16 protein-coding genes are annotated in these 12,514 nt (G+C 64.7%); 2 read left to right on the forward strand and 14 right to left on the reverse strand.

From position 1 onward, the window contains the following. Position 1: 1 nt before the first annotated feature. From WBP07_RS04775 to hisG, 6 genes are all read right to left on the reverse strand, one after another. Positions 2-2,095 (reverse strand): sodium-translocating pyrophosphatase, encoded by a 2,094-nt coding sequence (locus WBP07_RS04775; RefSeq protein ID WP_395394573.1) that lies wholly within the window; start codon positions 2,093-2,095, stop codon positions 2-4. A 228-nt stretch (positions 2,096-2,323) separates the two neighbouring features. Continuing rightward, entirely contained in the window at positions 2,324-2,491 is a 168-nt protein-coding gene (locus tag WBP07_RS04780; RefSeq protein WP_395394574.1) for a hypothetical protein, read from the reverse strand. Between the two features lie 353 nt (positions 2,492-2,844). After that, positions 2,845-3,804: a thiamine-phosphate kinase gene (thiL, locus tag WBP07_RS04785; protein ID WP_395394575.1), complete on the reverse strand. Its 960-nt coding sequence runs from the start codon at positions 3,802-3,804 to the stop codon at positions 2,845-2,847. 70 nt (positions 3,805-3,874) lie between these two features. Next, a complete protein-coding gene (gene nusB, locus WBP07_RS04790) occupies positions 3,875-4,330 on the reverse strand; it encodes a transcription antitermination factor NusB (RefSeq protein WP_395394576.1) in 456 nt (151 codons plus the stop codon). Between the two features lie 10 nt (positions 4,331-4,340). Continuing rightward, positions 4,341-5,630 (reverse strand): histidinol dehydrogenase, encoded by a 1,290-nt coding sequence (gene hisD, locus WBP07_RS04795; protein ID WP_395394577.1) that lies wholly within the window; start codon positions 5,628-5,630, stop codon positions 4,341-4,343. After that, positions 5,630-6,286 carry an ATP phosphoribosyltransferase gene (gene hisG / locus WBP07_RS04800; RefSeq protein WP_395394578.1) on the reverse strand — a complete coding sequence of 219 codons (657 nt, stop codon included), beginning with the start codon at positions 6,284-6,286 and terminating at the stop codon, positions 5,630-5,632. The genes hisD and hisG overlap by 1 nt, the downstream gene beginning before the upstream one ends. A 38-nt stretch (positions 6,287-6,324) precedes the next feature. Here hisG and WBP07_RS04805 point away from each other — a divergent pair, with 38 nt between their 5' ends. Then, the gene (locus WBP07_RS04805) at positions 6,325-7,410 is read left to right on the forward strand and encodes a DUF2332 domain-containing protein (RefSeq protein ID WP_395394580.1); all 1,086 of its coding nucleotides are present in this window, start codon (positions 6,325-6,327) and stop codon (positions 7,408-7,410) included. A gap of 162 nt (positions 7,411-7,572) precedes the next feature. On the opposite strand, the gene WBP07_RS04810 is transcribed toward WBP07_RS04805, so the two are convergent. Further along, complete coding sequence (locus WBP07_RS04810; protein WP_395394582.1) at positions 7,573-7,845, reverse strand: BolA family protein; 273 nt, start codon at positions 7,843-7,845, stop codon at positions 7,573-7,575. Between the two features lie 39 nt (positions 7,846-7,884). On the opposite strand from WBP07_RS04810, the gene WBP07_RS04815 reads away from it, so the two are divergent. Then, positions 7,885-8,475: a DnaJ domain-containing protein gene (locus WBP07_RS04815; RefSeq protein ID WP_395394583.1), complete on the forward strand. Its 591-nt coding sequence runs from the start codon at positions 7,885-7,887 to the stop codon at positions 8,473-8,475. Between the two features lie 27 nt (positions 8,476-8,502). Here WBP07_RS04815 and WBP07_RS04820 read toward each other — a convergent pair whose 3' ends face one another. From WBP07_RS04820 to WBP07_RS04850, 7 genes are all read right to left on the reverse strand, one after another. Next, entirely contained in the window at positions 8,503-8,988 is a 486-nt protein-coding gene (locus WBP07_RS04820) for a GFA family protein (RefSeq protein ID WP_395394584.1), read from the reverse strand. Continuing rightward, the gene (locus tag WBP07_RS04825; protein ID WP_395394585.1) at positions 8,985-9,443 is read right to left on the reverse strand and encodes an SRPBCC family protein; all 459 of its coding nucleotides are present in this window, start codon (positions 9,441-9,443) and stop codon (positions 8,985-8,987) included. Before WBP07_RS04825 ends, WBP07_RS04820 begins: the two co-directional genes overlap by 4 nt. A 26-nt stretch (positions 9,444-9,469) precedes the next feature. Then, the gene (locus tag WBP07_RS04830) at positions 9,470-10,135 is read right to left on the reverse strand and encodes a glutathione S-transferase family protein (RefSeq protein WP_395394586.1); all 666 of its coding nucleotides are present in this window, start codon (positions 10,133-10,135) and stop codon (positions 9,470-9,472) included. After that, positions 10,132-10,632 (reverse strand): VOC family protein, encoded by a 501-nt coding sequence (locus WBP07_RS04835; RefSeq protein ID WP_395394587.1) that lies wholly within the window; start codon positions 10,630-10,632, stop codon positions 10,132-10,134. Before WBP07_RS04835 ends, WBP07_RS04830 begins: the two co-directional genes overlap by 4 nt. After that, positions 10,629-11,255 carry a glutathione S-transferase family protein gene (locus tag WBP07_RS04840; protein WP_395394588.1) on the reverse strand — a complete coding sequence of 209 codons (627 nt, stop codon included), beginning with the start codon at positions 11,253-11,255 and terminating at the stop codon, positions 10,629-10,631. The genes WBP07_RS04835 and WBP07_RS04840 overlap by 4 nt, the downstream gene beginning before the upstream one ends. Before the next feature lie 84 nt (positions 11,256-11,339). Further along, entirely contained in the window at positions 11,340-12,140 is an 801-nt protein-coding gene (locus tag WBP07_RS04845) for a VOC family protein (RefSeq protein WP_395394590.1), read from the reverse strand. Positions 12,141-12,142: 2 nt separating this feature from the next. After that, positions 12,143-12,514, reverse strand: coding sequence for a DUF1428 domain-containing protein (locus WBP07_RS04850; protein WP_395394591.1), 372 nt, complete (start codon positions 12,512-12,514; stop codon positions 12,143-12,145).

Genomic DNA, 12,514 nt, shown 5'->3' on the forward strand with positions numbered 1-12,514 from the left:
ATCAACCCGCCGCCAGTGCCGCCAGCAGCAGGAGGGCGACGATATTGGTGATCTTGATCATCGGGTTGACGGCCGGGCCGGCGGTATCCTTGTAGGGATCGCCCACGGTATCGCCGGTGACGGCGGCCTTGTGCGCTTCGGACCCCTTGCCGCCGTGGTGGCCATCCTCGATGTACTTCTTGGCATTGTCCCACGCGCCGCCGCCTGAAGTCATCGAAAGCGCCACGAACAGCCCGCCGACGATCACGCCCAGAAGCAGTGCGCCCAGCGCCGCAAAGCCGTTCTCCACGCCCGCGACGAAGCCGATCACGAAGTAGACGACGATCGGCGCCAGCACCGGCAGCAGCGAGGGGATGATCATTTCCTTGATCGCCGCCTTGGTCACCAGATCCACCGTCCGCGCGTAATCCGGCTTGGACTCGTAAGTCATGATGCCGGGATTGGCCTTGAACTGCTCACGCACGTCCACCACCACGTCGCCCGCCGCGCGGCCCACGGCCGTCATGCCCATCGCCCCGAACAGATAGGGCAGCAACGCACCCAACAGCAGGCCAACGATGACGTAGGGGTTCTCAAGGCTGAAATCGACGTCGAGATCGGGGAAGAACTCCCGCAAGTCGGTCGTATAGGCAGCGAACAGCACCAGCGCGGCAAGCCCGGCCGAACCGATGGCATAGCCCTTGGTGACGGCCTTGGTGGTGTTGCCCACCGCGTCCAGAGCGTCGGTCTTTTCGCGAACGCTGTCGTCCAGACCGGCCATTTCGGCGATGCCGCCGGCATTGTCGGTGACGGGGCCATAGGCGTCCAGCGCCACGACCATGCCCGCCAGCGCCAGCATGGCAGTCGCCGCATAGGCAATGCCGAGAAGCCCGGCGAGCTGGTAGGCGACGATGATGCCGGTGACGATCACCAGCGTCGGCAGGGCAGTCGCCTCAAGGCTGATGGCAAGGCCCTGGATCACATTGGTGCCATGCCCCGTTTCCGAAGCCTTGGCGATCGAGCGGACCGGGCGATAGCCGGTGCCCGTATAGTATTCGGTGATCCAGATGATCAGCCCGGTGATGATGAGGCCGACCAGCGCGCAATAGAACAGCGTGCGGCCGGAGAACCCGGTCGTGCCGATCTCGGCGCCGATGTCGCCCAGGGTATATGTGATCGCCCACCAGATCGCGGGAATCGAGAGCACCGCCGTCACCAGGAAGCCCTTGTACATGGCCCCCATGATGTTCTGCGATGAGCCGAGGCGGACGAAATAGGTGCCGACGATCGAAGTCACGATGCAGACGCCGCCGATCAGCAATGGCAGCGCCATCAGGGCGGACAGGTTGTCCAGCCCCTTCATCAGCAACGCGGTCAGCACCATCGTGGCACCCACGGTGACGACGTAAGTCTCGAACAAGTCGGCGGCCATGCCGGCACAGTCGCCCACGTTGTCACCGACGTTGTCGGCAATGACGGCGGGGTTGCGGGGATCATCCTCCGGAATGCCGGCTTCCACCTTGCCCACAAGGTCGGCGCCGACGTCGGCGGCCTTGGTGAAGATGCCACCGCCAAGACGCGCGAAGATCGAAATGAGCGATGCGCCGAAGGCGAGGGCGGTCAGCCCCTGCACCACGGTGCGGTCTTCGCCGCCGACGGTGTGGCCGCCGGGGCCGGTCAGATACCAGTAGAACACCGCGATCGCGAGCAAGGCGAGACCGGCGACGAGCATCCCGGTGATGGCGCCCGCGCGGAAGGCCAGCGTCAGCCCCGGCTGCAGCCCGGTCTGCGCGGCGGCGGCAGTGCGCACGTTGGAGCGGACCGAGATGTTCATGCCGATGAACCCGGCCGCGCCCGAAAGGATCGCGCCGATGACGAAACCGATGGCGGAGACATGCCCCAGCGTCAGCGAGATGATGATGGCGACGACGATGCCGACCACGGCGATCGTCGAATACTGCCGCTTCAGGTACGCCTGCGCGCCTTCCTGAATGGCGGCGGCGATCTCCTGCATCTTTTCGGAACCGGCCGGAGCACCCAGCACCTGTCTGCTGGTGACGAAGCCGTAGAGAATGGCAAGAAGACCCAGGATAATTGCGATCGTGACTGGATTCACAAAACGCCCCCTTTTCCCAATGCGAACATTCGCTATTTCGACGGGTTTTCCCGTTCTAGGCGTAAAGGGCTATAGACAAGGGGGATTACTGGCAAGCGCCTTTGTCCGAAGTCGATTTTGTCGGTGAGAGGCTTTTCTTGCAGGGGCAAGCGAGGCTTTGAGCGAGCGTCCACTTTTCGGCGTTTCAGGTCTCGACGTTCATGACCGAAATGTCGGGGAAAGCGGACCCTAGGCAGATACGCGAAAAGGATGCTTTAGGTTCTGGCGGATAAAGGCCTCAACATCGCGAAGGCGGTCGGGATAGGGCGCAACGTCACGCCAACCGGTGTTAGGATGAAAGCGGAAACCAGCGCTCCAGAGCCGTTCCACCTTCCTCCATTGCTCAGTATCGGTCATTTTCGGCGCCTTGAACGCCCGTCCCATCCAGTTCATTGAGTTCCCGCACTGAGGACAATTCGCTGTGCTTTCTTCAGGCAACTTCCATGACTTCCTGCAATTGAAGCATGCGTGTGCGATCAGATAATCGGGTCCGCGCTGATATTGAGGCACATAAAAGCCAGGTACGGCACGGTTTCCCAAAGCTTGCGGATCTCCATGCGCTCAGATTTGGAAGGCGGCGGCTTCATAACCGGCAGCATGCATGAAGTATCATATGATCACAATGTCGGCGTGTCCGGACCGGCAGCTTCCGTGTGAAAATCGCGAATAACCGTCAACGGAATCGTTGCCGCGCAAACCCGCGGGGACGCCTAATGCTGATAGCCAAGGCGGTCCGGCAGTGAAATCGGCGCGCCTTTCCATTCCAGAACGATGCCTTTGCCTTCCCTCACCGTGCCGATGGCGTGGATCTGGGTATCGAGGCCCTTGGCGGCGGCGCGCAGGTAGGCGCTGTTTACCGGCGGCGCGGTGAAGAGCAGGACGTAGTCGTCGCCTGCCGTCATCGCGGCGATACGCTGGTCCACATCTTCTCCGGCGACGGCGCGGTAAGCCGGGGACAGCGGCACTTCGGCGGCGTCGAAATGGATCGCGACGCCGCTTGCATCCGCCATGCGGCGCGCGTCGATCAGCAACCCGTCCGATACGTCCATCATCGCGGTGGTCAGCGGGGCAAGCGCGACGCCGAGCGCCGGCTCCGGCATTGGGCGGCGATAGCGGTCGATCAGCCAGGCGTGATCGGGGCTGACGTCCTTCACCCGGTCCGACAGCAGGGCGAGGCCCATCCCGGAATCGCCCAGCGTGCCGCTGCACCAGACCACGTCGCCCGCTTGTGCACCGCTGCGGGTGGGCACGGGCACATCCTCAAGCCCGCGGCCGATGGCGGTGAGCGAGAAGCTGCGCGCCGATCCGCGCGGCATGCGCACGGTGTCCCCGCCCAGCAGCGGCAGGTGGAAATGGCGGCAGGCCTGCTCCATTCCGCTCAGGAACGCGCGGTCCCACTCGTCTTCGCCCAAGGCGTGGGACTTGAGGCAGCCGAGCGGCTCGGCACCCTTTGCGGCAAGGTCGGAGGCGTTTACCGCCACCAGCTTCCAGGCGATGCTTTCGGGCGGATCGTCGGCCAGGAAGTGAATGCCTTCGACCAGCGTGTCCATGGTCAGGACCAGCTTTTCGCCGCCGATCTCCAGCACGGCCGCATCGTCGGCAAGGCCGCGCGCGGCCGGGCTGACGGCAATGGCGCGCAGGGCTTCGATGAAGGCGAATTCGCGGGTCATGATATAACAATGGGCCCCGCAGGGCCCATTGTCGAGATCAGGAGTGCACCGTCATGCTGCGCAAAAAAGCTCAGCGTACGGCCTTGGCAACGGCATCGAGCACGCCGTTGACGAACTTCGCCTCGCGCGCGTCGAAGAAGGCGTGCGCAACGTCGAGGTACTCGCCGATCGCCGCGCCCGTGGGTACGTCCGCGCGGGCGAGCAGTTCGTAGGCGCCGGCGCGCAGGATCTGCAGCATGGTCTTGTCGAGACGGGCCAGCGTCCAGCCTTCGGCCAGCTTGCCGGACAGCAGTTCGTCGATCTCGTCACGGCGGGCGATCACGCCCTTCACCACGTCGTCGAAGAACGCGACTTCGGCGTTGGCGTACTGGTCCTCGTCGATTTCCGCGCCAAGCCGGTGGCGGTGGAATTCGTCGAGCAGGATGGCCTGCTGCGTGCCTTCCATCTCGAACTGATAGAGGGCCTGAACGGCAGCAAGGCGCGCGGCGGAGCGGGCCTGCTTCGAATTGGGCTTCGGCGTGCTCATTGGGAATTGCTCATTGGGAAAGTCTCACGGAAATGGAGCGCGCGTGCGCGGGAAGCCCTTCGGCATCGGCAAGGGCAACGGCGGCGGGGCCAATGGCCTCAAGCGCCGCCTGGTCGAGCTGGATGAAGCTGGTGCGCTTCATGAAATCGAGGACCGACAGGCCCGATGCGAACCGCGCGCGCCGCCCGGTGGGCAGTACGTGGTTGGGTCCGGCGACGTAATCGCCCACCGCTTCGGGAGTCATGCGGCCCAGGAACACCGATCCGGCGTGGCGGATCTTCCGGAACAGGCTTTCGGGATCGTCAGTGGCGATCTCTACGTGCTCGGCGGCGAGGGCATCGGCCAGCGCAGGCGCCTCGTCGAAGCTCTCGACCACGACGATCACGCCGTAGTCGTTCCACGACTGGCGCGCCGTCGCCTCGGTGGCGAGGGCGGCAAGTTCCAGTTCCACCGCTTCGGCCACGGCATCGGCATAGGCCGCATCGTCGGTGATGAGGATCGACTGCGAGGTCGGATCGTGCTCGGCCTGGCTCAGCAGGTCGGCGGCAATGCGGCGCGGATCGTTCTGCGCGTCCGCGATCACGAGGATTTCGCTGGGCCCGGCAACCATGTCGATCCCGACGACGCCGTAGAGCTGGCGCTTGGCTTCGGCCACCCAGGCATTGCCGGGGCCGGTGATCACGTCGACCGGGGCGATCCGCTCGGTGCCATAGGCCAGCGCGCCAACGGCATGGGCACCGCCCACGCGCCAGACTTCATCGACACCGGCAAGATGCGCGGCGGCAAGAACCAGCGAATTGACTTCGCCCTTCGGCGTGGGGGTGACGACGACGAGACGCTCGACACCCGCGACCTTAGCGGGGATCGCGTTCATCAGCATCGAGGAAGGATAGGCCGCGCGTCCGCCCGGAACATAAAGCCCAGCGGCATCCACCGCACGCCATACCGCGCCAAGGCGCACGCCGGCGGCATCGGTGTAGTCGCGGTTTTCGGGAAGCTGGGCGGCGTGATAGGCGCGAATGCGCTCCGCCGCGAGTTCGAGGGCCTCGCGCAGTTCGGGCGTGAGAGCCTCGAAAGCCGCGCGGCAGGTCTCGGCATCGATCCGCCAGCCGCTCTGGTCGAGGTCATGCCCGTCGAAGCGCGCGGTGTAGTCGGCCAGCGCCGCATCGCCGCGCTCGCGCACGGCGGCAAGGATATCGGCCACGTCACGCGCGACATCGACCGCGCTTTCGCGGCGGTCGGCGACGACACGCTGGAAGGCTTCGGCGAACCCGGCGTCCTTGCTGGAAAGACGCTGCATCAGGCGGCGGCCTTCGCTTCGGCGACCAGCGCGCGGAAACGCTCCACCAGCGCGCCGACGCGCTCGTCGGTCTTCAGCGCCGCGCGGTTGACGATCAGGCGTGCGGAGATGTCGAGAATGCGGCTGGTTTCCACCAGGCCGTTTTCCTTCAGCGTGCGCCCGGTCGAAACGAGGTCGACGATGCGGCTGGACAGGCCCAGCGAGGGCGCCAGTTCCATCGCGCCGTTCAGCTTGACGACTTCGGCCTGAACGCCCAGCTTTTCGTAATGGCGGCGGGTGAGGTTCGGATACTTGCTGGCGACGCGCAAGTGCGAGGGCAGGGCACCGCCCACTTCGCCTTCACGCTCCGCCACGGAAAGGCGGCAATGACCGATCTTGAGATCCACCGGCGCATAGAGGTCCGGATAGGCGAATTCTTCCACCACGTCCGAGCCGACGATGCCCACTTGCGCTGCGCCATGCGCCACGAAAGTCGCCACGTCGAACGCGCGCACGCGGATCAGGCGCATGTCGCTGTTTTCGCACGCGAATGACAGCGCGCGGGACTTCTTGTCGTGGAACTCCGCCTCGGGCACGACGCCTGCACGCTCCATCAGCGGCAGCGCTTCGTCGAGGATTCGGCCCTTAGGCACGGCAAAGGTCAAGGTTGTCGGCATGGTGCGCGCATTTAGGCGGCAAGTGACGAAAGGGCAACATGGCACAGGACGAGAAACGATTCACCGATGGTTTCGCCGGTGGTTTTGGTGGCAACGTGGCCGAGGCTTTCGCCAATCAGGTCGATTATTGCCGCAAGAACGGCGCGCCAATTACCGCGCGCATCGTCGCCGCGCTGGCTGCCGTGCTGGGCGAGGCCGATGCCGGTCCATTCCTGACGCGAATCCGGGAATGGCCGGGCACGCCGTTGGCCGACGCCGTGCCCTTGCGCGCCGCCGGCGGGATTCATGCACTCTACCAGTCAGGCGCGGAACCTTCGTTGGCGCCGATTTACGCAGGCGAGTCTGCGGACGATACCGCGATCGTCGGTGACGTGGCGCAACGCCGGTCCGAGGACCTGATGCCGTGGCTGGACGGGCCGCCGCAGACCAACGAGGCCGGTCGCTCGTCCAATTTTATCGCGGCCATGTTGTGGCTGGCGGGGCAGGGCCTGCCGGGCCGCTTCGAATGTCTGGAGATCGGTGCGAGCGCGGGCATCAACCTGATGTCGGATCGCTATCGTTACGATCTGGGCGGAGTGAAGGTCGGGCCTGAGCACGCCGTCATGACTTTCGCGCCCAAATGGCGCGGCGCTCCGCCCCCTGCGGCTGCGCTTTCGTTTGCGTCGCTGAAAGGCTGCGACGTGGCGCCGGTGGACCTGGCCGATCCTGCACAGGCTGGGCGCTTGCGGGCCTATATCTGGCCCGAGCATACTGAGCGCTTTGCCCGGCTGGATGCGGCGATTGCGGCGGCGGAGGAGAGTGCGCCCGATCTGGTGAAGATGAACGCGGCCGATTTCGTGGAGCAGCAGCTTGCCTTGCCGCAGGAGTCTGGCGTGACGCGAGTGCTGATGCACTCGATCGTCATGCAGTATGTGCCTGAGGACCAACGCGAGCGGATCGTTCGCGCGATGGAAACGGCGGGAGCGAAGGCGAGTCCGGATAAGCCGCTGGCGTGGATTGCGGTGGAGGCGGATCGCACGCTGTTGGGCCATGGCGTGAAGGTGCGCTATTGGCCGGGCGGCGAGGAATGGCACCTGCTCGCCCGATCGCACGCGCATGGCGCGTGGATCGAGTGGCTGGGCTAGCTAGCTCAGCACCGAATTCAGTATGATTTGGGCTAAGTCTCGTCATCCCCGCGAAGGCGGGGATCCCGCTTGTGTTCGCGGCGTGGAGAAAAGGAAGCGGGGCCCCCGCTTTCGCAGGGGCGACGGGATATTTGAAAAGTGTGGGGGCCTAACGAGCGGCGCTCACTCCCCCGGAGCGCGGGCCTTGATCGCCACCGCATGGACGCGGTTGCCCGGAATGTCGCCGAGGGCGGCATTCACCAGACGCTGGCGCTGAAGCCGCGAAACGCCGGCGAATTGCGGCGATTCGATCTCGATTGTGAAGTGCAATTCGCCGCTGCCGTCGTCGCCCGAATGGCCGCGATGGGTGGCGGAATCGTTGATCACGTCGAGCTGGGTCGGGGCGAAGGCGGCTGCGAGCAACTGCCGCATTTCCTGTTCGAGAGGTCCGGTCATGGCTTCCATTTAGGCGCTCAATCCCCCATCTGGAAGCCGGTGAGACATTCTAGATTTCATGGCAGGATCGAATCCGGCGGGCACGCATGCAGTTGGCCGGGTTGCGAAGAGGCAGGCGAATTCCGCGCGCCGGGCGCGCGCACATCCAGTTTCGACGGGCCGGGCGACTATCGCTGGTTCTGCCTGGACCATGTGCGTGAGTTCAATTCGGGCTACGACTATTTCGAAGGCATGAATGCGGATGAGATCTTCCGCGCCCAATCGCCGCTTCATGGCTGGGAGACGCAGACGCGTGCGTTCAGGCCCGATGCGGGGGTGGACGATGCACCGCGCTGGGCCGATTTCGCCGACCCGCTGGAAGCGATCAGCGGGCGGGCAAGGGCGCATGTCCGCCAGCGTCACGCCGACAGGAAGCCCGAAAATGCACGGTTTACTCCTGACGAGCGCCGCGCGTTGGGCGTGTTGGGGCTGGATGGCGATATCGATCGCAAGACGCTTCGCCTGCGTTACACCCGCCTGTTGCGGCAGTACCATCCCGACCACAACGGCGGCGATCACGGTCATACCACGCGGCTTCAGGCCGTGGTGGAGGCCTATCAGGTGCTCAAAAAGGCCCATGCCTTCGCCTGAGCGCACCCGCTCGATCGGAAGTTTCGTTCAGCGCCCGCGAAGGATGCCCCATCGCGCGGCGCCGTTCTCTCCGTAGATGCGCACGACGTCCTTGCCCGAATAGAAGATCGGAAACTGTTCCGCGCTTTCGGGCAGGACGACCCAAGGCTGCTTGCTTTCGGTGAAGATGTGGACGTCGGGCGGGCAGGCGTCCGGATCGTCCAGCGTGCCGACACGGATATAGTCCGCCTTGTCGCCGGCACCGCCGTAATGGCTCCAGAGTGCAACCTTGCAACTGGGGCAGCGCAGGACTGCCTGCCCCTTTCCACTGAGCGAGGGCGTGTCGATCCGTTCGGGCGCGGTCTCGCCGATCAATTCCACCCGGTCTGCCTCGATCACGGCGTTAAGCGCGAAGGATGCTCCGCTTTCGCGCTGGCACCAGCGGCAATGGCAGCAGTGAACGACGATCGGATCGTCCAGCAGGCGGTAACGGACTTGGCCGCAGGCGCAGCCGCCCTCGGCTCCACGGCTCAAGCAGCTTTGCCTTCGCAGATTTCGGCGAGTTGATCGGCGCAGGCGGACCAGCCCTGTTCGAAGCCCATCTCCGCATGCTGCTTCATGGTTTCGGCATTCCAGTGCCGTGCACGGGCGGTGTAGCGGGTGCCACTGCCTTCGGGCGCGACTTCCCAGATGCCGATCATGAAGGGCCCGGCGGGCTGGAAATCGCCGGTAACCGCATCGGTCGTCACGAAACGGCGGCCTTCGTCGAAGGCGAGGTAGATGCCGTTCTGCGGGGCCACTTCGCCGTCGGGCCCGTACATCGTCATCCGGCAGACGCCGCCGGGGCGCTTATCCTGCTCGTCCACCTCGACGCGCCAGGGCCGGGGGCACCACCACTCTTCCTGGCGATTGGCCAGCACGTCCCAGACTTCGCTTACGGGAGCGTCGATATAGCGGGTGATCGTCAGTTCGTTTTCGGACTCGCTCACGGGCATTCTCTCCGTTTTCGTCGTTCTCAGTCCCGGTCAGGCGCGCCAAGCGGGAAATAGGCGCGGAACGGCCGGGCATCGTTCACGCAGCGGGCCATTGCCGGCAGGGACAGCAGGTGCGTGCGCCACTGCCTCAGGCGCGGCAGTTCTTCGGGGATGGGATGGACCCAGTCGGCATAGAACAGCGACGGCGCGGCGGCGCATTCGATCAAGGTGATGTGGTCCATCCGAGGATAGAACCGCAGCCAGCCTTCCAGCCAGGCGTACGTGCGCTCCAGCTTCGTTCGCGCCTCTGCACAGCGGGCCAGGTCCGGTGCTTCGGCGGAGCGGATGTACTCATCCACCACGACCTGCATCACGTTCATCACGTAATTGTCGAAGACGCGGTCGAGCATGCGAATGGCATTCGCGGCATCGGGATCCTCGGGGATTAGGGTGCCGGGCGTGATGTGATGGCGGTCGATATATTCGAGGATCGAACTCGCCTCGAACAGCAGGTTTTCCCCGTCGCGCAGCACCGGGAACTTGCCCTGCGGCCCCGCAGTCTGGACGACTTCCGCGTTCTCCGGATGCTCGGCGTCGAGCACGCGGAAGGCAAACGGCACTTCATAGGCGTAGAGCGCGATCAGGACCTTCCACGTGTAGGACGAGAAGGGATGACCGAAAAGTTCCAGACTGGGCCCCGGATTCACGCAGATGCTCCCGCCAGCGCGGCCTCGATCGTGGCGATATCGATCTTGCGCATCGTCATCATCGCCTCCATCGCGCGCTTGGCGGCCGCGCGGTCAGGCAGGGTGAGCGCGTCGGACAGGACCTTGGGCGTGATCTGCCAGGAAAGGCCCCACTTGTCCTTGCACCAGCCGCACATGCTTTCCGCGCCGCCATTGCCGACGATGGCGTTCCAGTAGCGGTCGGTCTCTTCCTGCGTCTGTGTTTCGACCTGGAACGAGAACGCCTCGCTATGCTTGAAAATCGGGCCGCCGTTCAGGCCGATGCACTCGATCCCCATCACCGAGAATTCGACCGTGATCACGTCCCCGGCCTTGCCGTCCGGATAGTCGGCGGGCGAGCGGACGACTTGCGTTACCCGCGTATCCGGAAAGACGCTGGCGTAGAAGTTCGCCGCTTCCTCGGCCGTGCCTTCGTACCAGAGGCAGACCTTGTTCTTCGCGGAAGAGGCGGCGGTCATTTCTTCATCTCCCCGATCAGGGTGTTGTCCACCGCCTTGGCCGCCTTGTAGGCATCGCGCGCCTGAAGCCGTTCGGCATAGGCGACGAAGGCCGTGCGCGGCGGCATCGTGCCAAACGTCAGCCCCCAGTCCACCGCGCTGCCCACGTAGACGTCGGCCATGGTGAAGCGGTCTCCGCAGACCCACTGGTTGGCATCGAAATGCTTTTCCAGTGCGTTCATGGTGCGGTCGAAGTTGCCCCAGCCGGCCATCATTTCCTGCTCGGGCGTAGGCTCGCTCTTGAAGTGGCGCGAGGTGATGGCCTGTTCCACCGGGCCGGCGGCGAAGAAGGTCCAGCGGTAATAGTCCGCCATCTCCGTGTCGCTGGGCAGCAGGCCGGCTTCGGGGTGCATTTCGGCAAGGTAGAGGCAGATCGCGGCCGCTTCCGTTACCACGCGGTCGCCGCCTTCGGCATGGTGGACCAGCGTGGGCACCTTGCACATCGGGTTGATCGCGGCAAAGCCTTCGGGCTTGTCCTTCCAGTCGATGATTACCTGGTCGTAATCGGCGCCGGCCTCATGCAAGGCCCAGCGGGCGATCTGGCCGCGCGACATGGGGTTGGTGTAGAAGGTATAGTCGGCCATTCCCGTGCTCCTTCAAGTGCATGCGGGTGGAACAATTATGGAACAAACGCTCGCCGTCAAGCCTTGATCGGCGGGCGTTATGGTTCAGTCGCCTTTCGGACCGACAAGGCCGAAACCCGCGCCTTGCGGGTCCGTGGCGACCACGATCCAGTCGCCGCCGGGAACCTCGTGCGGGCCCATCAGGACCGTGCCGCCGCTGTTCTCGATCGCCGATTTCGCCGCCGCGATGGAGGGGACGCCGAAGTAGAACAGCCAGATCGCCGGCTGCTGGTCGCTCTGGCGCTGCATGATGGCGCCCAGGGTCTGCCCGTGGTGGCCGATGAAGCAGTAATCGCCCATGTCGCCCATCGACATCTTGTCGTCGAACGTGAACCCGAAGTGCTTGCCGTAGAACGCCATGGAGGCGGCCTGGTCTGGGCTGGCGAGTTCGTTCCAGCGTACGTGCTGGGCTTCCGTAACCGAGAAGACGTCGCTGGTGGCATCGGGATTGTCGGCGGGCGGCACCGGCTTCATCAGGTAGATCGGCACGCCCTGCGGGTCCGCGACCATGGCGATGCGGCCCACCGGCATGTCGAAGGCGGGCAATTGCTCGCGCCCACCTTCCGCAACGATGGCGTGCACTTCGGCATCGACGTCATCGACATTGAGGTAGGGCAGCCAGCACGGGCGGGCACCGCCCATCTGCATGTCCTGCGTGATCTGCATCGCGCCGCCGGCCATGCCGCCATCGCTGCGCTGGACCATGCGATAGTCCATGCCGCCGGCATCGGGATCGGAATGGGGCGTGATCGTCCAACCCACCACGGCCTTGTAGAAGGCGGCGGCGCCGTCGATGTCCGTGGTGAGCAGTTCGTACCAGATGAAGCTGCCGACAGGATTGCCCATGGTCATTCTCCCACCACGACGACGGGCTGGAACCCGCCGAAGATCATGCGTGCACCGTCGAATGGAGGCGGGTTGTTCTTCGGATCGAAGCGCGGATCGTTCTTCATCAGCTCCATCAGCAGGCCCATCTGCCGGTCGCGCGTTTCCTTGTCCGGCCATTCGATCCAGCTGAAGCAGACGGCCTCATCCTCCTTCGCCTCCACGGCGCGGTGGAAGTCGGTCTGCTTGCCGTGGGGCACATCATCGCCCCAGCATTCCCAGACACGGGTGGCGCCGTATTCGATGAAATAGGCGTCGAATTCACGGGCGTGCGCGATGAACTTGTCCTTGTTGGCAAGCGGCACGGGGATCACGAAACCGTCGACGTAGGCCAT

Source organism: Novosphingobium oxfordense, assembly GCF_044029435.1.
Classification (GTDB): Bacteria; Pseudomonadota; Alphaproteobacteria; order Sphingomonadales; family Sphingomonadaceae; genus Novosphingobium.